Raw genomic sequence first — 19,336 nt, forward strand, 5'->3', positions numbered from 1 at the left:
TCGATGGATCACAGATGAACAGCTTAGCGACAGAGAGCAAGCTCAGCCCAAGCCTACAACAACAGGCTCAGCGGCTGCAGGAACGATTGGATAGTGAGTTACTGGAGGCCCTGGCGGCTCCGGAGCGCAGTGCGCTGCAGGCGGTGCTGGCTTTGTCGGAGTTTGCCGGCCAGGTGCTGGCCCGGGATCCGGCGCTGCTGCAGCACCTGTTCGTTGATAAAGCGCTGTACCAGGCCGAGCGAGCGCAGGGCTATGACGCGGCGCTGAGCCAGTTGCTGGGGCAATGTGCCGACGAGGCCAGTGCCAGTGCGACCCTGCGACGCTTTCGCAATGCCGAGATGTGCCACATCGCCGCCCGCGATCTGCTGGGGCTGGCCAGCCTGGACGAGTCACTGCATCACCTGTCGCGATTGGCGGAGGCCTGCATTGGGGCCACCCGCGATTTCCTGGTCACGCTGCAGGCTCCCCAGTGGGGTCGTCCCTTCAGTGCCGAGGGGCAGGAGCAAAGCCTGATGATCCTCGGTATGGGCAAGCTTGGCGGTGGCGAGCTGAACTTCTCCTCCGACATCGACCTTATCTTCTGTTATCCGGAGCATGGCCAGACCCAGGGCGGTCGACGGGAGCTGGATAACCAGCAGTACTTTATTCGCCTGGGCCAGAAGCTGATCAACCTGCTGTCGCAAACCACGGTGGAGGGCTTCTGCTACCGGGTCGATATGCGCCTGCGCCCCTTTGGCGAGGCCGGCCCCTTGGTGATCTCCATGGCAGCGATGGAGGACTACTACCAGGAGCAGGGGCGGGAGTGGGAGCGCTACGCCATGGTCAAGGCCCGGCTGATGGCGCCGCTGGCGGGCCAGCAGGCCCAGCTGGATCAGCTGCTGCGCCCCTTTGTGTACCGGCGCTACCTGGATTACTCCGCCATCGACGCCCTGCGGCGGATGAAGCAGCTGATCGAGACCCAGCTGCGGCGCCAGGCGGTAGCGGACAACATCAAGCTCGGTCCCGGCGGGATCCGCGAGGTGGAGTTTGTGGTGCAGAGCCACCAGCTGATCCGTGGCGGCCGCGAGCCGGGCCTGCGCGGGCCGGCGCTGCTGCCGGCGCTGGCGGAGCTGGACCGGCTTGGCCTGATCAGTCACGTCGACCGCCAGGCACTGGAGTCCGGCTATCGGTTGCTGCGGGAGGTGGAGAACCGCCTGCAGGCACAAGGGGACAAGCAAACCCAGCGACTGCCGGATGACGAGTCGGATCGGCTGCGGCTGGCATTGGCGATGGGCTATGACAGTGCCGAGGCGCTGTGGCAGGGTATCGCCGAGGCGATGGCCGGGATCCACCGGGTGTTTCGTGACACCGTGGGCGATGCCCCCGGTGAGGAGCAGGACCTGGGTCCACTGCCACTGCTGTGGCAGGACGACAGCGGCACCCTGGATGGGCCACAGCTGCTGGAGGAGCAGGGCTTGGACCCCGAGCTCTGGCCTCGGCTGCAGCAGGCCCGGGCCGAGTTCGCTAAGCGTCGCATCGGCCCCCGTGGGCGTGAGACCCTGGATAAGCTGGTGCCCTACCTGTTGCAGGAGCTGGCCCGCCAGGGCCAGTCGCTGATGCTGTGGACGCGGCTGGAGAGCGTGCTGACGCCGATCCTCACCCGTACTACCTACCTGGAGCTGTTGCTGGAGAAGGAGGGGGCCCGACGCCAGCTGATTACCCTGTGCGCCGCCAGCCCTTGGATCACCGAACAGCTGGCGCGCTATCCGATCCTGCTGGACGAGTTGATCGATCCGGTGGCCCTGTACCAGCCGCTGCCCGCCGATGGCTACGGTGCTGAGCTGCGCGAGTTTATGCTGCGGGTGCCGGAGGAGGATCTGGAGCAGCAGATGGAGGCACTGCGTCAGTTCAAGCAGGCCCAGCAGTTGCGTATTGCCGCCGCCGACGTGACTCGAGTGTTGCCGGTTATGAAGGTGAGCGACCACCTCTCCTGGTTGGCGGAGGCGATTGTTGAGAAGGCGGTGGACCTGGCCTGGCAGCAGATCAGCCAGCGCCACGGCGTCCCTGCCGGGTTGGAGCAGGACCAGCGCGGTTTTGCCGTCATTGCCTACGGCAAGCTCGGTGGCCTGGAGCTGGGCTACGGTTCTGATCTGGACCTGGTGTTCCTGCACCAGGGCCTGGCCGGGGAAACCAATGGACCCAAGCCCATCGACAATGGCCACTTCTACATCAAGCTGGCCCAACGGATCCTGCACCTGTTTGCTACCCGCACCCCCTCAGGGGTGCTGTATGAGGTGGATATGCGGCTGCGCCCCTCCGGCAGCAGCGGCCTTTTGGTGAGCCCGATCGAGGGCTTTGAGCGCTACCAGCAGGAGGATGCCTGGACCTGGGAGCACCAGGCGCTGGTGCGGGCCCGCTGTATCTACGGCGACGACGCCCTGGCGGGCCGATTCGGCCGTCTGCGTCGCCAGGTGCTGTGTCGCAGCCGCGACCCGGCTGAGCTGCGCGAGCAGGTAGTGACCATGCGCGCCAAGATGCGCGACCACCTGGATAAGGGCAATGCCGAGCGGTTCGACATGAAGCAGGGGCTGGGCGGGATCACCGACATCGAGTTCATCACCCAGTACCTGGTGCTGGCTTATGCCCGGGAGGCGTCGAGCCTGGCGACCTGGTCCGATAATGTGCGGATCCTGGAATCGGCGCTGATGGCGGACAAGCTGGAGCCCAACCAGGCGGATCTGCTGATCCAGACCTACATCGACCTGCGCAACACCAACCACCACCGGGTGCTGGCCGGTGACAGCGGCCCCATCCCCATGGCCGAGCGGCCCCAGCGTTGCGACGCCGTGGCCCAGTTGTGGCAGGAGCTGCTGCTGAGCGAGGGCTGAGGGAAGACCAGCAAAAAGGGGAAGCCGATGGCTTCCCCTTTTTTGTAGGTGCTTGGTAACTCAGCGCGGCTGGTAGCCGTCCTCCAGCCCCTTGGTGGCCACCGCCACCGCATCGTGGGCGTGCAGGCTCTCCAGGTGGTTGACCCGCAGCCAGAAGTCCAGCAGCTCCGGCTGTTCCTCCAGGGCGAACTTGAGGCGACGGGCAGCGTCTTCGACGAACATCAGGTTTTGACCGTTAAGGCGGGCAAACTCCTGCTCGTCTTCCCGCTTCACCGCGGCCTGCACCGGAGTCTTGAGGGCGTCCTCGATGGCGTCCACCAGACTGACGATGGGCAGGGCATCGAGCTGCTCAGACAGGCGCACCTTAACCTGGGCCAGGGAGCGTTGGCTGTGTGGGGTGGCGACCACGCCGGCGGTGGTGCCAAGCCAGCGGCGAACCACCTCGCTGTCCACCTGCTCTTCACCGTGGAAATGGTGCTCGAACGCCTCCTGGATCAGCTGGCGCGCCAGCGCCGCAGAGCAGGGACAGGTAGAGGAGTAGGCCACTTCCACCTCCAGCTCCAGCTCCAGCTTGCCCTGTTCCAGGCGGCCGGTGAGGGCGATGGGGTAGTTGCGCCAGCCCTCGTTGCCCGACAGCAGTGCCGGACGACGCAGGTGGTAGTCGAACTGGAAGCGCACGTGGGCGCGATCGGACAGGTCGTCGTGGCTGCGGATGAACTCCTCGAGCAGGCCCTTGACGCTCTGCAGGCTCAGCGGCTGCTCCAGCGAAAGCTTGTCCAGCGCCAGGTAGAGGCGGGACATGTGGATCCCCTTGGCGTGCGCCTTCGGCAGGTTCACAAAGGCTTCCACCCGGGCACTAACCTGGCGCGGCGTGTCGTTGTCCGCCACCACGGTCAGGGGCATCTCGATCTCGCTCATGCCTACCCAATCCAGGGTGCCACTGACGGCCGCTTTGGCGCTGCTGGCCACGTCCGGCATGTGGGCGGGCATTGAGGGGTTCTCTGTCATAGGTCGCTACCCTGATACTTCAATTGGACGCGGATTATACCACGGGGTGATTGGGGTCACACCAATTGACCCAATCGGAAATGCCGCGCACTCTACCGCAGCGCGCGGACCGGACGCAACCATGGGTTTTGTGGGGCCTTGTCCAGGGCCTCCAGCGCCTGGTGCGCCTGCTGGCGGTTGTCGAAGCCACCCCACAACACCTGGTACCAGCCATCCTTGAACAGAATGTAGCTGTTATCACTGAGTTTGTGCTGACGCAGCACCGCCTTGGCACTGCTCTCGGAGCGGGTGGCGGCCAGCTGCCACACCAGCTGGTTGTCGTTCAGCGCCTCTAACCCACTGGCTTTGGCTGCCTCGGCGGGTTTGGGCGCGGTCGCCGCTGCCGCGGGGGCGACTGCGGCGCTGTTGGGCTTGGCTGGGCTGATGCTCTCGCGCTTCAGATCCGCCACCCGACGCACCATAGGCTCGCCGTTGCTGAGACTGGCGGGCAGGCTACGGGCGCCAAGCTGGGCGGAGCGCCGGCTCGGATACTGGCCCGCCAACAGCAGGTTCATCGGCTTGCCGCCACGCATGGCGGTGATCTGGAACAGCGACTGGCCCGGGTAGCGGCGTTTCAGCGCGGCCAGGTCAAAGGGATCCCGGCTGGCGGCCAGCTGCAACACGTAATCGCTGTCACTCATCCGTGCCAGGGCCGGTACCACCGCGGGCAGGGCAGCGGCACGGGTGACGTTGGCCGGCAGGCTGGGTTCCGGCCGCGCCAGCTCCTCCATCGCTTCCTGCTCCACCAGGCTGCCACCGAGCTGGGCACTGGCGTTGGCGGGATGGAACGGGCTGCTGACCTCGGCGGCCAGCTCGATGGTCCAGTTGCTGCGGCCCTTGCCGTCACTGCCGACGTTGATCGGGTAGACCGGCACCGTGCTGCTCAGCCCCAGGCTGCGCAGCTGGCGGCCGTTGAAGGCGAGGTAGTAGTTGCCCGGCTTGGCGTCGAAGCGGAAGCGCCCCTCGCTGTCACTGCTGAGTTGGGTGACCGGCCGCTTCTCCAGATCGGTCAGGGTCAGGGCCAGCTCCGGCAGGGGCACACCCTGATCTGTGGTCAGTTGCCCCTGGATCTGGCTAAGCCGAACCAGGGCCAGCTCCACCTCGTTAAGCTGACCGGCCAGCGGCATGATCTCCACCGGGCCGTCGCGCAGCACCAGGCCGCTGGGCAGCATGCGGCTGTCCACGTCGATCAGGTAGCGGGTTTGGGCCGGCACCTGGCGCAGCATCACCTCACCGAGATCGTCACTGGCTTCCCGTGGCCAGGAGGGGGCGGTGTCGATGCTGACCCCGGCCAGGGGCTGATCGGTTCGGTCGAAGCGGCCGTTGTTGTTGCCGTCGACGAACACCCGCACCTTGACGTCGGCCTGCTGCGGTCGCACTGCGGCGAGATCGAGCTGGTCGCGGTTGTCCTGGTGGTTGATGGCAAAGGTGGCGGTGGTGTTGACCTGCCAGTTGCCCCGGGTGTCGATGCCACCCTGCAGGCCGACGGTCAGCCAGCGGTAGCGGTAGGCCACCTCGTGGCCAAAGCCCACCCGGCTTTTCTTGTCTTCGGGATCGGCGTACCAGAGCAGAGTCTGGTTGTAGATCCCGTACCAGGGGCGCCAGCGCATACGGGTTTCCATCTCGGTCACCCCCTGGCCAAACTGGTAGTCCCACTGGCTCGACAGGCTCCAGTCGTTGCCGCTGGTGGTCAGCAGCACCTGGCCGCTTTGCCGCTCCAGCCGGTCGTCATACTGGGCGTCGTAGTAGTAGTTGTGGGTAAAGTGGACCGGGCCCCACTGGGTGGAGAGTCGGTTCTCAAACGCCCCGTAGCTGTCTTGGTAGCCCTCCGGCTCACGGTAGGCACCACCAAAGGCATACTGCCAGCCACCCAGGCGCCAGGTCTGGCCCTCCAGCCACAGCTCAGACTCGTTGCGCAGCGGGATCTCCTCCTGCTCGGTGAGATCGTTCTGCAGCTCGTCGTTGTGGCGGTGGGTCAGGCGGAACTGGTGGTTGGCACCGAGACGACGACTGAGGCCGGCGAAGTAGGCCTGGTTGTTGTCGTCATCGCTGACCATCTCCAGCTGCAGCCGGTTGCCCCAGATATTGGCGCCCAGCTGAACGCCGAAGAAGTTGATGGGGTCGTAGGTCACCAGGCCCCAGTCGTCCTGTTCCAGCTTCTGCTGCTGGTAGCTGACACCGATATCGAGGAAATCGGTGAGGCCATAGTTGGCCCGGATGCCCACCTGGCGCTGGGCGCCCAGCTCAGACACCTCCTCCTCGCTGCGCTCGTTGAAGGCGAAGCGGGTGTTGTCCAGGTACATGAAGTTGTAACTGAACTGGCCCTGGCGCAGGCTGCGGCTATTGTCCACGGTCTGGCGGCGGACATGGTGCTCGCCGTTGTTGCCGTACAGGTGCAGCTCGAAGACGTTGGTGCCTTCCAGCAGGGTGACGTCGGTAAACTGGTAGCGGCCGGAGTTTTTGGCCTGGGTGAAGGCCAGCAGCACGCCGTTGCGGTAGAGGTGCACCTGCCAATCCGGCGGCGCGTTGCCCTCCAGGGTGGTGACGCCGAAGCGGTCCTGCTTGCCGTGGCCGATCTGGAAGCCGAGGCCCTCGCGGTTGCCGCTGATCAGGTTGTCGCCAAAGTAGCTGATGTCACCGGCCTGGTATTGTCCCAGGGAGAAGGGCAGGGATTCGCTGATGTCGCCCAGGTCGCGGGAGAAGCGCAGACGGTATTCGCTGCGCTCCTTGGCCAGCTTGGTGTAGTTGAACTCGTAGCTCTGGCCGGCCAGGTCGCCGTTGCTGATCACCCCGAGGCGATAGTCCTGGGTCAGCAGGTCATCGCCGATGACGGCGCTGTTGACGAAGCCCAGCACCGAGGGGGCGGAGACATCCTGGTAGTCGTGGGGGTGGATAGGATCGAGGCCGCCGCTGTGGAAGTTCTGCTGCTGACCCAGGCTAGCCTCGTGGGCCCGTTCGCGGGCGATGGCATCCAGCACCGGCAGCGGATAGGTGCTGGTGACGCCGAGGCGGCTGGACTGGCTGTTGAAACTCAGTCCCAGCGGCAACACGGTTTGCAGCAGTTCGGCGTCGAGGTAGAGATCGGCGCCGTCCCGGCCCCAGGGCAGGTCCGGATCGATGTCGAAGCGGTCAAAGCCACGGCGGGCTTCATCCGCTTCGATGTCCAAAAGAAAGTTGCTGTTCTCACCGCCGATCCAGCCACTGGCGCTGGCGCTGGCCGGGTCTACCCGGATCTCCAGGCCGACGGCCGCACTCAGGGCCTGCAGCGGCACCAGGTGGCGATCACCATGGCGGTATACCACCAGGGTTTGGGGAAGTTGCTGGCCCTGACTGTGCAGGGTAAAGGTCTGCAGATGGTCTGCGGACAAGGGCACTTCTACCGCGTGGGCCGGCATCGTGCCGATCAGCGCACCCGTTACTGCTAAGGTGACAGCTCGCATTCTTTTGATTCGATTGGTTAATGGTTCTTAATGAGCGCGCTAGCTTATCATTAAATGTTTGGCTAAGCAGTGACCGAACAGCGCTTTTGAAGTCGGCGCAAAAGTTCGTATGATATGGGTAACGCAACCCCATAGCTGGAGAACCCTCAATGCCTGATTCGGCCCACCTGGACGTACTGACCCTGGACCAATACATCGCCGCCATCGGTGCGCAAACCCTGATGAAATCGGTGGTGCTGTTTGAGCAGATGGCCCCGGATTACGTCGCGGCGGTGGCCAAGGGGATGGCCGCTGGCGATAAAGCGGTGATCACCAGCGAGGCCCATAAGCTCAAAGGGGCTGCCGGCTCGGTGGGTCTGAAACGGATCCAGGAGCTGTCACAAAAGCTGCAATGTGGTGATGAGCCGCAGTGGCCAGCGGAGCATGCCCAGTGGTTTGCCCAGATTGAGCAGCATATGATGGCCGACGTGGAAAGCCTCAAGGCCTATCTGAATGAGCGCAGCTGAACCGGGCTGCAGAAACAAAAAAAGGGACCGCGATGCGGTCCCTTTTTTGTTTGGCACACTTACTGGGCTTCGTTACCCAGGGCACCACAGAAGCGGTAACCTTCGCCGTGGATGGTGGCGATGATCTCCGGAGTCTCCGGGTGGCTTTCGAAGTGCTTGCGGATGCGACGGATGGTCACGTCCACGGTGCGATCGTGCGGCTTGAGCTCACGACCGGTCATCTTCATAAGCAGGTCTGCACGGGACAGGATCTTGCCGGGGTTCTCAACAAAGTGCAGCAGCGCACGGAATTCGGAGCGCGGCAGTTTGAAGGGTTCGCCAACCGGGCTGATCAGAGAACGGCTGTTGATCTCCAGGGTCCAGTGGTTGAAGTGGTAGAACTCCACCTGCGGCTTCTCTTCGCTCTGCTTGGCAGCATTAACAATGCGGTTCAGCAGGTTGCGAGCGCGGATGGTCAGCTCACGGGGGTTGAAGGGCTTGGTGATGTAGTCGTCAGCACCGATCTCCAGACCCAGGATCTTGTCCACCTCGTTATCACGGCCGGTGAGGAAGATCAGGGCGATGTCGTCCTTTTCACGGAGTTCACGGGCCAGCAGCAGGCCATTCTTGCCCGGCAGGTTGATGTCCATGATCACCAGATTCACCTTGCTGGTTTTCAGCGCGGTGTGCATCTCTTCGCCATCAACGGCAACGGTGACTTGGTACCCTTCAGCTTCAAAGATGCTCTTCAGGGTATTACTGGTTACGGCCTCGTCTTCGACAATGAGGATGTGCGGATTTTGCATTTGGCTACCTAAAAATCGCTGTTCAACACAATTTTATGGCGCAGGCATCGATGGATGCGCCGTTAAGCATAGGCAAAGTCCTTTTTGATGCCACATTCAGCCTCGGTGTATTACTGCCACGATTTGGCTGCACAGTTCCAACAGTTTGGTCGCACGAAATGACGTCCGACTCCAACGGGAGAACAAAATACCCAAAATCGCTCAACAGTTATCCAAAAAATGTTAACGGACCGCCAAAAATGCTATGGGGATCACATTGTTGAGTGAGACTCAGAACTCGGTTATCTGACTTCATCTCCACCGAGCGCTCGTGGCGGGTTCAATCCTTTAACCCTTCTATGGCGCCGCATTCTACGTAGCATTTAGTGCTAAGTCATTTTTGTTGTAAAGACTTGTTTTAACTTGTGATCGACACTGGCAAAAATGCCGTGATGGACGACATTTCACCACTATAAAGTGTGGCACATCCGGGAAATACCTGCCGCGTGCCAGGGGAAATGGCACGCGGCGTGCTTTCTAAAGACGGCGTCGACCGGTCAGGATGGCGAGCAGGGCCAACAACCACCAGCTGAGGCTACCGCCACCGGAGTCGCCTCCACTGTCGGCCGTCGGAGTGTCATCGCCCCCGCTGCTCGGGCTGGGGCTGTTGCTGTCGGCCACGGTGACCTCCACCGATTGACTCACCTCGTTAAAGCCGTCGCTGACCGTCAACAGGAAGCCCAGGGTCTGGCCCTGGCTGTCGTCCGGTGCGGTGACGGTCAGCGAGGCACCATCGGCCTGAACGGCGGCGCTCGGTCCGCCTTGCTGCAACCAGGAGAAGGACATCGGGTCCTGCTCAGGGTCGGTCACAGTGGCCACCAGGGTGACGCTCTGGCTGGCCTCGACGGTGGCGTTGCTCAGCTCAATCCGCGGTGCCTGGTTGTTTTGCACCAGCAGGTCGATGTTGGCAAAGCCACTGGCCGCCCCGTTGCTCACCTCCAGTTGCAGGGTCACGGTAGCATCCTGTTCGACGATGGGCAGCTGCACCTGGGTTTCGGGCTGGTCTTCGTTGGCAATGCTCACCAGCGGGCCGGTCAACTGGCGCCAGCGGTAGCTCAGCGGCTGGCCACTGCGATCCTCCGCCTGGCCGGTCAGGGTCAGGCTGCCCTGCTCCATCACCGTCAGCTGGCTGCCCTGGTCAATGGTGACCATGGGCACCGCGCCGACGCTGATGGGGGCGGCGCGTTCGTTGCTCTCCAACCGGGTACCCGGGGCACTGCTGTCTGAGCTCAGGGTGGCGAAGTAGACACCGTCGGCGACATCGTTGGCCAGGGTGGCACTGAAGCGGATCGGCTCCTGGGCATTGGGGTTGGTGACTTGGTCGAAGCAGAGGATGGTGCCGGACTGGATCTGGGTTTCCAGCTCACCGATGGCGCCAATGGGGTTATCAAAGGCGTGGAACAGGAAGTTGTCGCCAAACTGCCCCAGCGCGTCTTCGTAGCCGATGGTGGCACCCAGGATGGAGCCAAAGTCGTGCACCACGTTATCAAAGGCAACCATGATCTCCGGCCCGTCTCCTACGCTGCGCAGCAGGATCTCTACGTCGGCCATATCGGCGGCCTGGGCATCGGTATTGGCAAAGAAGGTCACCAGGTTGTCGTACTCGATCAGCGACAGGTCATCGGCCACCGCCAGGGTCACACCGCTGTTGCTGTCCAGATCATATTCGATCAGGCCGTCACGCCAGAGGAAGGCAAGCAGCTGGTTCGGCGCGGTAGTATCCGGCAGCTTCTGGTTGACCCAGGGCACGCCACTGAAGTCGTCGCTGAAGCCGATAAAGCCGTCGTCGTTGAAGTAGAGCGTCTGGTACTGCTCACCCAGGAAGGTGTGGCTGCGATCCCAGGCCCAGCTGACGGTATCGCCGGACAGGTTGGGATCGGTTCTCAGGTTGGCCACGGTCAGCAGATCGATGTAGCCCTCGCCTTGTCCCAGGTCCGGCAAGGTACAGCTGGGATCATCGGCGTTGCTGGTCATCTGGTAGCGATACACCGGCTCTCCCGCCAGCCCCATCAGGGTGATGGGGGCGAAGCTGATGGTTTGACCTGAGACCGAGGCCCCCTCCGGCAAGGTGGCGGGATCCACCGTCACGGGAGCGGGCAGGGTCACGCTGACGTCGTAATCGATCGGCTCGCTGGATTGGTTGGCGCGCAGGTTTAACTCGTACTCGAAGCTCTGGCCCGGATCCAGCACCTGGCTCTCCGGTAGCACGGTGGTCAGCTGCACGTCGTCCTCACCGCGGGTGAGGTCGATGCGCATCAGACCCAGGTTGCCGGGGCTGGCGGGATCGGTGGCCAGCTCCAGGGCGCCGTAGAAGCGCTCGCCCTGGTCCATTTCGGTATCCCAGAGGATGCGCAGATCGAAGGTCTCGGTATCACCGATGTCGCTGGGGGCCTCCACCGACAGGTTGGTGGAGGGGTCGCCGCTGACCACACCGGTAGAGAGGGTAAACTCGTCCTCGGCGCCATCTGCGGAGCTAAGCCAGTTCTGCACCAGCACCCAGTAGTTGCCCGCGGCGGGCTCGGGGATCTCAATCCGCTCCAGGGCACTGCCGGTGGCGGCCAACATCACCAGCTCCTCGGCCTGGGCCTGGCCATCGTCATTGGCATCGATGCCGACAAACAGGTCGATGTCCGGAGCTTCCGAGCGGATGATCTCGGTAACGAAGCGCTTGCTGCCCTCGGGTACGGCGTAGAGGTAGGTCACCACGCCATCCTCGAGATCGTCAAAGGGATCGCTGTTGTTGCTGTCCTCCATCAGGCTGCCCTGCTCCTGCAGGGCCGGCACCAGGCCAAAGCTGTCCACGCTGAAATCGGTAATGGCGATGGCCGTCAGGTCCGCCAGCACGATGCTGTCGGCATCCCGGTAGGCCTGGATATTGACCTGCTCAGGCAGGTTGCCGATGGAGGAGAAGGCCACCAACGGCATACGCAGCTCATCACCATTGCCGCTCAGGGCGACGTAACCGTTAACCCAGGTCTCCCGCGGCGCATTGAGCACATCGGCGGTGATGGTCAGGGTCACCGGCTCCGGATCGTCGGGGCTGATGCTGAAGCTGCTGGGTTCGATGGTAATGCTGACCCCTTCGGTGATGGCCACCCCTTCGGCGGTAAAGCTGCCCGCAGTGGTGGCGGTGAAGCGGCGGGTCCAGCTGCAGCTGCCAACACACTCGCTGTCCGCCAGGGCCGCCATATTGAGGTTGGCGGGGTCGCCGCCCTCACTGGGGTTAGCGTCGACGTACTCTTCGAAGCTGATGTCCATCAACAGCGGACTGTTGACGGCCCGGTCGACCTGCACCCGCCCGGCCCCGACGTCGAAGGGCAGGGCATTGCTGACACCGTCCTCTTTGAGGTTATTGGCGCTGGCGGTGAGCATCAGCGCCGATTGCGCCTGGGCCGGCGTCCAGGCCGGTCGCAGCCCGGCGATCAGCGCCAGGGAGCCAGCCACGTGGGGGCTGGCCATGGAGGTACCACTGAGGAAGGCAAAGGGGCTGCCGTCGGGCAGGGATTTAAACGGGGTCTCTGAGGCGTAGGCGGCGTAGATATCGACACCGGGGGCACCCAGGTGGGGTGACAGCGTGCTGGGCACGCTGATGTTGGGCCCACGGGAGCTGAAGCCGGCAACGATATCACCCTGACTGGCGTCAGTGCTGACAGTGGTGTTCGGCATGGCCGCAGTGTGGCCGCTGCCGGTGGCCAGCCAGCTCTTCAGGGTCTGGCCGAAGGTGGCATCGATGTGCAGGGCCGGGATGACGTGGGCATCGGCCACCACGTTATCGGCACCACCCGGGAGGTTGACCAGCACCAGGCCGCCGGCGCCGCCGGCGGCGACGTTCTGACCCTTGGCCACGCGGGCAATGCTGCCCCGGTCACACACCACCACCTGGCCGCTGAAGGTGCCGGACGGGTAGGGCTGTAGGCACTGGGCCGGGTCGCCGTTGGGATCGTTGGGGTTGGGGATGTCGCCGGCGTAGAGCATCGGGGTGGCGGCCAGGGCGCCGGTGATGGACTTGCCGGTGATGCCACTGGGGGCACTGCTGTCGCCGCCGCTGAGGGTCAGCAGCTTATCGTCGAAGCTGCGGTCGTGGGTCATGGCTGCGACGGAGGTGAGCCAGGGGTTATCCCCAGGGGAGCCGACGGTACCGGGGGTGGGGCCGCTGTTGCCCGCCGAGGTCACCACGTGGATGCCGGCGGCGCGGGCGTTGAGGAAGGCCACCGATTCGCCGTCATTCCAGGGATCACTGGAGCCACCGCCGACCGAGTAGTTGAGTACCTTGACGCCATCCTGGATGGCGGCCTCCACGGCCAGGATAGCCAGCGAGGTAAAGCAGCCCGCCAGGGGATCGCCGGCATCGCCGGGCAGACAGGTCTGGTAGCTGATGATGTTGGCGCGGGGGGCGACGCCGGAGATCCGCTCGAAGCTGAAGCCGCTGGGCTCGCCATCGGCGTTGTACACCGGCACATCCAACAACACATTACCGGCGGTGGTGCTGGCGGTGTGGGAGCCGTGACCGTTGTAGTCACGGCCATCGGCGGGAACCTGGCCGTTGTAGAGATCGGTGATGGTGTCCCAGCTGTAGACCCCCACCAGCTTGTCGTTACACAGCTCGGGTGCGTCGATGCAGTCGCCTTTGTAAACGCCACTGCCGTAGGGATTGGTGTGAACGTAGCCATCGCCGCTCTCGGCGGCAAAGGCGGGGTTGGTGACGTCCACCCCGGAATCGAGGATACCAACGGTCACCCCTTCACCCTGGTAGCCAGCGTCGGTGCCGCTGCCCTGCCAGACCGGCTCGGCACCGATCCAGCCTGGGCCACGGTCGGTCAGCAGCTGGCGCCGCTTATCCTTCTCGATGCGCTTGACCTGCCCCTCCCGGGCCAGGGCGATCATCTGGTCCTGGGTGGCTTCCACGATCAGGCCATTGAGGGCCAGTTGAGTGGTGGCCAGCACCCGCATCGGGCTGCCCAGGCGCTGGGCTGCCCGCTGTTGGAAGCGTTGCTGGTTGGCCTGCAGTTGGGCGCGGTAGTTGCGGCTGTCGGCACTGGTCAGATCCAGGCCAACACGAGGGCGGGTTTGGGCAAAGGTAAAGCTGTCCTGGGCGACCTTCTGGCTGGATGCTTGCTTGGCGCCGCCGAGGTGGCTGGCCAGGGCCGGCTCCTGCAATTGAATGATGTAGCGGTGGCTGCTGCCATCGTCATCGGCATCCGGCACAAAGCGTTTGGCAACCTGGGATGTCACTGCAAGGTTGGCAGGCTTGGGACTGAAGGAGACGGCGCGTAGAGGAGATTGAGGTGCTGCGCTCACCGCACTGTAGCCGGAGGTCGCAAGATAGCCAGCAGCCAACACTGCCCAAACCACGTGTTTTTTCATCGCTACCCTTCCTTGTCTATGTAAACCCTTCGATGCCGCTCGAGGGCCGCCCTGATGTCATCGGGCAATAGAAATGAGTTAATACCCAGTCCGGGCATTGCGCGAGTTTATCTGGCGGTAAATTTGTAAATCCACAGAGCTAAATGCTGAAAGTGAAAGGTAAGCCACTGAGTTGGCTTACCTTATTTTCTTCATCTTGATGCGTCTCGCGCATTAGCCGGTACGCTCCACCGGCGCCAGGCGATCATCAACCCCAGCCACCAGGCCAGACCGGCTCCGCCGTTGTCGCCGCCCTGGCTGGGCGGATCGCTGGGCGGATCGCTGGGGGGATCCTCAGGCGGTGGGTCGCTGGGCGGGTCCTCCGGCGGTGGGTCGCTAGGCGGGTCCTCAGGCGGCGGATCGCTGGGCGGGTCCTCCGGCGGCGGGTCGCTGGGCGGGTCCTCCGGCGGTGGGTCACTGGGGGGATCCTCCGGCGGTGGGTCGTTGGGCGGGTCCTCCGGCGGCGGATCGCTGGGTGGGTCCTCCGGCGGCGGGTCACTGGGGGGATCCTCCGGTGGTGGGTCACTGGGGGGCTCTTCGGCGAGGATGTTCAGGGCGGCCTCCACCACCACGCTGTTAAAGCCATCCTCGACGGTCAGGCGGAAACGGTGTTCTCGGCCTGCCATGCTCGAGTCGGTTTGCAGGGTGACCTGGCTGCCATTCACCGCTATTGCTAGTTTAGGATTGGTGATTTGCCACCAGTCGAACTGCAGCGCATCGCCCTCGGGGTCACTGACCTGGGCTTGCCATACCAGCGACTCCCCTGCCACCACGCTTTGGTCATCGAGCGCCACCTGTGGCGGCTGGTTGGCCACCACCGGCAGGGTGATTGACGCGCTCTGCCGTTGAGTCTCGGTCTCGGCCGTCACCTCCAGGGTGAGGCTGCTGTCCTCCACCAGATCCGGCAGGGTGAAGCGCACCTCTGCCTGCTGGGCTCCCTCCAGCATCACTGCGCCACCACCGGCTTGGCGCCAGCGGTACTCGATGGGCAGCTGGGTGGGATCTTCCGCCCTGGCGGTCAGGGTGATGGCGCTGCCCTCCATGCTAGGCAGGGGGGCGGGAGCATCGATGGTCAGGTTCAGCCCCGGGCCGATGGTCAGCGGCACTGTATCGGTCTGGGGCTCGAGCTCTCCCTCATCGCCCATCAGCCAGGAGTTCAAGGCGAGGTTGTAGTTTCCCGCTACGGCATCGGCGCGGATCTGGCCTTCGAAGCTAAGCGGGGCCAAGCGAGCAGGGTGGGTTTGCTGATCAAAGCAGAGCAGCAGGCCGGCTTCGATGGGCAGTGGGGTGCGGTCCGGGATGCCATCATGGTAGTCAAAGTCACTGGGGGGCAGGTGGTACCAGCTCTCGCCGTGGCGGCCCTCGCGGCCCTCGTAGCCGATGGTCAGGCCCATGTGAAAGCCCATGTGTTGATAGTGCTGGTCGTAGGCGATCAGCAGCTCCGGGCCCTCGCCGGCCTGTTGTCGCAGCAGCAAGGTGATGTCCGCCAAATCTGCAGCCTCGCCCCAGTCCCAGCCATAGAGTGTATCGAACCTATCAAACTCGATAATGGCCCACTCAGGGGTGGCCGCCAGGGTGAGCCCAGTTTCCGCTTCGGGCCAGTAGACCACGTAGTTGTGACGCCAGAGAAAGGCCAGCAGGTTGTTGGGGCCTTGTGGGCTGGGCAGCTCCTGATTGAGATAGAGCGCGTAGTGCCGGGGCTCGCTGAAGGCGATAAAACCGTTGCTGCTGATCAGGATCTCCTCGTAACGACGGCCAAGGAAGGTGACTGTCTGCGGCCAGCGCCACACCAGATTATCGCCGTGGAATCTGGGGTCGTAGTTGAGGCCCATCAGGCTTTGCAGGTCAACTTCATTGCCCCCCTGGCCCAGGTCCGGCAGCTGGCAATCCGCATCCTCCCGGTTGCTGCTGATGCGATAGCGGTAGAGAGGCTCGCCCTGCAGTGAGGGTTGGGTCAGGTTGTCGATGAGCAGTCGTTGCCCCTCTAGCCTGACGCCCTCCGGCAGGCTGTCCGGGTTCAGTTCGAGGATGTCCGGCAGCACCAGCTCCACCCGGTACTGTTTCTGCTGCCAAGTGTCGCTGGGCTCAAGCTGTAGCTGTAGGCTCAGCAGCGCACCCGGTTGCAAAGGGGTGCTGTCATCGTTTTCCAGGCTCAGCTGTATGTCGGAGGGCCGAATATCAAGGGTGACCAGTTGGCTGACGGGAGCATCGCTGTTGGCGGGGTTGAGCTCCAGCAGGCCAAGCAGGGTGTCGCCAGGTTCGGCCTGATGCTGCCAGCTCACCAGCAGGTCTTGCCGTTGGGGATCGTCGAATTGACTGAGTAGCTGGCCCTGCAGCTGGCCCTGCTGGCCTGGCTCGGGGGCCAAAGGGATAGCGGCGGTCTGTAACTGGTAGGGTTCAATGGGCGGGGCGTTGCCGTGGTAGCTGCCTTCGACCCGGGCCAGTACCCAATACTGTCCCGTTTCCGGGTAGTGCAGCTCGATGGCATTGGCCCGCTGCTCACTGGCTTCTATTCGAAGCTCCTCAGCCTGGGCCAGGCCATCGCCGTTGTCATCCCGGCCCAGGTAGAGCCTGAGTCGAAGCCCCTCCATCCTGGCCACCGACAGCCACAGCAGCCGGGTGGGTTGCTCCAGCGATAGCCAGTGATCCGGCGATACGCTGGCACCCTCATCAAAGGGGCTGGAACGGTCGCTCTCACCTTCACCCTTAAGGATGCTGACTGGCACCAGTGCCGAGCCCTGGATGGGGCTGTCCACCGGCGCATCAGTCCAGTCCACCCACCAACGGCTGTCATGGCGGCGATAGGCCTCCAGTGGCAGCGGTGGCGTCGGGCCGCTTTGCGCTTGCTCGAGCGGGGCAATGGCGTGATTTTGGAGCGAGGAGTCTGCCGAGGCCGCGGGATCGGCGTGAGCAACGGCCATGGCCAGCAGAAGCAGGACTGCCGCAACAACTACAGCCAATCCCATACCCCGCAGGGCCCGGCTCATGCGGCTGGCGAATGCCTGGCTGCCAATAAATCCAATGCCCATCACTGCCCCCCTTCCCCTAACTGGGCCGAAAAAGCGGCCGAGAAAGCGGCCGAGAAAGCGGTCGCGAGTGCGACACAGTGTAGAAAGGGGGCGGGTGAAGGGGCCGTTTTGGTGTGAAAGCGGATCAGCTGAAGGGCTGGGGGGCCTCGAAGTGCAGCGGCTCGCCACTGTAGGGCTGCTTAATGCTCAACTTATGGGCGTGCAGCAGCAATCGGTCGGCGGCGGCCAGGGCTTCAGGGTGAGCATAGAAGTTGTCACCCAGGATGGGGTGTCCCAGGGCCAGCATGTGCACCCGCAACTGGTGGGAACGACCGGTGATGGGGGTCAGCTCCACCAGGGCGCTGTCGCTGTCCTGTTGCAGGCAGCGGTAGCGGGTCTGAGACGGCTTGCCATTTTCATAGCAGACCATCTGCTTGGGGCGATTGGGCCAGTCACAGATCAGCGGCAGATCGATCTCCCCTTCGCTCTGTTCAAGCTGCCCCCACACCCGGGCCAGGTAGGTCTTGGCGGTTTCCCGCTCGCGGAACTGACGCTTGAGTTCTCGCTCGGCGTTCTTGCGCAGGGCCAGCACCATCACTCCGGAGGTGGCCATGTCGAGTCGATGCACATCGAAGACGGTGCCGTACTCCTGTTGTGCCCGGCTCATCACGCTGTCACGGTGGGCCGGGTCGCGCCCCGGTACTGACAGCAGGCCGCTGGGTTTGTCCACCACCAGGATGTCCTTGTCCTGGTACAGGACCGACAGGAAAGGTTGCGTGGGCGGGTTATAGACAAACTCAGGCATGACAGGCTCCGTGGGCGAGGGGCGCTCACTTTAGTGGAGCCATGGGAGGGTTGCAAGGTTCAGAGCAGGTTGCCGCCGTTGGCGTATATCACCGAGAAGGTCCAGATCACGAAGGCCAGCGGCAGGTGAACCAGGGCATAGAACAGGGCATCGAGGCGGCTCATGGTGTTGTCGTCCACCAGCAGGTAGATGTGTAACGCCAGCACCAGCGGCAGGCTGGCAAACAGCGGCCACATAAAGAAACTGGCACCGGGCAGCACCATACGCCCGATGATGGCCACCACCACCATCGCCATGGTCACCACCGGGGCGGCGCCGATCCGGAAGTGATTGGGGTACCACTGCAACATCCACGACTCCTTGTCGGTTCAGAGCGGCTTGCGTGTCACCAGTTGGGCACTGTAGCGCTCGGGATCAACCTGCTTTCCCTCACGGTAGTGGATTGTTTGCCAGCTGGCAAAGGCTTGTTGCAGCTCGCCGGGTTTTAGCAGGAAGTCCGGGTTGCGGGGTCGCCCCAGGGTGGCCTGCTGGCGCAGGAAGGTTTCGTAGATTAACAGGCCGCCGGGCAGCAGCGCCTGGGTCAGTTCTGCCAGCAGGGGGCGGTGCAGGTAGTTAAAAACCAGGATGGCGGCGAAGCGTTTGCCGGCCAGGGCGGGCCGATGGGGCTGTTCCAGGTCCCGATGCCAAAGCACGCCGCTGAGCCCTTCACCGTTGAGTTGTTGCTGTACCTTGTCCAGGGCATCGCGATTGCGGTCGGCGAACCAGACCGGCAGGCCAGCTCGGGCCAGGGCCAGACCGTTGCGACCGGCCCCGCAGGCCAGGTCCAGCACCGGGCCCGGCGGACACTGCGCCAACGGCTCGGCCGCCAGCGTCAGCAGGGGGCTGGGCTGGCCGGTGCCGTGCATCAGCCCTTGATCTCCTGGCCTCGTAGGATGCGTCGGTGCCAGATAGAGTAGTGGCGGAACTGGGAGGGGCCGTGGGCGATGAACACCGACAGCAGCATGATGGCGGCAAACAGCATCGGGCTAAATTGTGGGAAGGGGTAACAGAGCGCCAGTAGCAGCACCTTCACCATGGTGAACACCCCTTTGAGTTGCACCAGGTAGAGCGGTGAGCGCCACACCTCCCAGCCGGTCAGCGCTACCCCGGTGGCCATCCCCAGGATCCACCAGCTGCGCCATAACTCGATATCCAGGCCAAACAAAAAGCCGGCACTGGCGCCGGCAACGCCCAGGACATGCAGCGCGCGCAGGGCGGTTTTGCCCATGCGCAGGCGGAAAAATTGGGCGTCGGTTACGGTCGATTTCATCCGAAGGGGTCCTTGTGGTGGTCTGAGTCGATTGTGAGTGGTGTCGGCGGTGGCGACAAGGGGTGGGCCGTAGGCTCTGTGAGGGGACTCCCAGTTTGGCCATGAACAGTAGGGGGGAATTGGTTAC

At 63.7% G+C, this 19,336-nt stretch carries 11 protein-coding genes; 2 read left to right on the plus strand and 9 right to left on the minus strand.

Annotated features, from left to right (window positions below; genetic code table 11):
• Positions 1 to 14 precede the first annotated feature (14 nt).
• A complete protein-coding gene (glnE, locus tag BUC04_RS21555; RefSeq protein ID WP_067662356.1) occupies positions 15 to 2,867 on the plus strand; it encodes a bifunctional [glutamate--ammonia ligase]-adenylyl-L-tyrosine phosphorylase/[glutamate--ammonia-ligase] adenylyltransferase in 2,853 nt (950 codons plus the stop codon).
• Positions 2,868 to 2,927: 60 nt separating this feature from the next.
• Here glnE and folE2 read toward each other — a convergent pair whose 3' ends face one another.
• Together folE2 and BUC04_RS21565 are read right to left on the minus strand one after the other, a co-directional pair.
• Positions 2,928 to 3,857, minus strand: coding sequence for a GTP cyclohydrolase FolE2 (gene folE2, locus BUC04_RS21560; protein ID WP_067662353.1), 930 nt, complete (start codon positions 3,855 to 3,857; stop codon positions 2,928 to 2,930).
• Positions 3,858 to 3,967: 110 nt separating this feature from the next.
• Positions 3,968 to 7,282, minus strand: coding sequence for an SPOR domain-containing protein (locus tag BUC04_RS21565; RefSeq protein WP_143165838.1), 3,315 nt, complete (start codon positions 7,280 to 7,282; stop codon positions 3,968 to 3,970).
• A gap of 221 nt (positions 7,283 to 7,503) precedes the next feature.
• Between BUC04_RS21565 and BUC04_RS21570 the strand changes: the two genes are divergently transcribed.
• Positions 7,504 to 7,860, plus strand: coding sequence for an Hpt domain-containing protein (locus tag BUC04_RS21570; protein WP_067662347.1), 357 nt, complete (start codon positions 7,504 to 7,506; stop codon positions 7,858 to 7,860).
• Between the two features lie 59 nt (positions 7,861 to 7,919).
• On the opposite strand, the gene arcA is transcribed toward BUC04_RS21570, so the two are convergent.
• From arcA to BUC04_RS21605, 7 genes are all read right to left on the minus strand, one after another.
• Positions 7,920 to 8,645, minus strand: a complete 726-nt coding sequence (gene arcA, locus BUC04_RS21575; RefSeq protein ID WP_067662344.1) for a two-component system response regulator ArcA — start codon at positions 8,643 to 8,645, stop codon at positions 7,920 to 7,922.
• A 516-nt stretch (positions 8,646 to 9,161) separates the two neighbouring features.
• Entirely contained in the window at positions 9,162 to 14,048 is a 4,887-nt protein-coding gene (locus tag BUC04_RS21580) for a S8 family serine peptidase (protein ID WP_067662341.1), read from the minus strand.
• 191 nt (positions 14,049 to 14,239) lie between these two features.
• Complete coding sequence (locus BUC04_RS24110) at positions 14,240 to 17,116, minus strand: hypothetical protein (RefSeq protein WP_067662338.1); 2,877 nt, start codon at positions 17,114 to 17,116, stop codon at positions 14,240 to 14,242.
• Between the two features lie 124 nt (positions 17,117 to 17,240).
• Positions 17,241 to 17,900, minus strand: coding sequence for a bifunctional tRNA pseudouridine(32) synthase/23S rRNA pseudouridine(746) synthase RluA (gene rluA, locus BUC04_RS21590; RefSeq protein ID WP_067662335.1), 660 nt, complete (start codon positions 17,898 to 17,900; stop codon positions 17,241 to 17,243).
• 59 nt (positions 17,901 to 17,959) lie between these two features.
• Complete coding sequence (locus BUC04_RS21595; protein ID WP_067662332.1) at positions 17,960 to 18,250, minus strand: hypothetical protein; 291 nt, start codon at positions 18,248 to 18,250, stop codon at positions 17,960 to 17,962.
• Between the two features lie 18 nt (positions 18,251 to 18,268).
• Positions 18,269 to 18,805, minus strand: a complete 537-nt coding sequence (locus BUC04_RS21600) for a class I SAM-dependent methyltransferase (protein ID WP_067662329.1) — start codon at positions 18,803 to 18,805, stop codon at positions 18,269 to 18,271.
• Entirely contained in the window at positions 18,805 to 19,209 is a 405-nt protein-coding gene (locus BUC04_RS21605) for a hypothetical protein (RefSeq protein ID WP_067662326.1), read from the minus strand. Before BUC04_RS21605 ends, BUC04_RS21600 begins: the two co-directional genes overlap by 1 nt.
• Positions 19,210 to 19,336: the final 127 nt, after the last annotated feature.

The organism is Ferrimonas marina (assembly GCF_900129905.1).
GTDB classification, from domain to species: Bacteria; Pseudomonadota; Gammaproteobacteria; order Enterobacterales; family Shewanellaceae; genus Ferrimonas; species Ferrimonas marina.

Bases quoted from the DNA above. Each gene is read 5' to 3' on its own strand.
- BUC04_RS21600 (WP_067662329.1), bottom strand. From the start codon at position 18,805: ATGCACGGCACCGGCCAGCCCAGCCCCCTGCTGACGCTGGCGGCCGAG.
- BUC04_RS21580 (WP_067662341.1), bottom strand. From the start codon at position 14,048: ATGAAAAAACACGTGGTTTGGGCAGTGTTGGCTGCTGGCTATCTTGCG.
- arcA (WP_067662344.1), bottom strand. From the start codon at position 8,645: ATGCAAAATCCGCACATCCTCATTGTCGAAGACGAGGCCGTAACCAGT.
- glnE (WP_067662356.1), top strand. From the start codon at position 15: ATGAACAGCTTAGCGACAGAGAGCAAGCTCAGCCCAAGCCTACAACAA.
- BUC04_RS21605 (WP_067662326.1), bottom strand. From the start codon at position 19,209: ATGAAATCGACCGTAACCGACGCCCAATTTTTCCGCCTGCGCATGGGC.
- folE2 (WP_067662353.1), bottom strand. From the start codon at position 3,857: ATGCCCGCCCACATGCCGGACGTGGCCAGCAGCGCCAAAGCGGCCGTC.
- BUC04_RS24110 (WP_067662338.1), bottom strand. From the start codon at position 17,116: ATGGGCATTGGATTTATTGGCAGCCAGGCATTCGCCAGCCGCATGAGC.
- rluA (WP_067662335.1), bottom strand. From the start codon at position 17,900: ATGCCTGAGTTTGTCTATAACCCGCCCACGCAACCTTTCCTGTCGGTC.
- BUC04_RS21595 (WP_067662332.1), bottom strand. From the start codon at position 18,250: ATGTTGCAGTGGTACCCCAATCACTTCCGGATCGGCGCCGCCCCGGTG.
- BUC04_RS21570 (WP_067662347.1), top strand. From the start codon at position 7,504: ATGCCTGATTCGGCCCACCTGGACGTACTGACCCTGGACCAATACATC.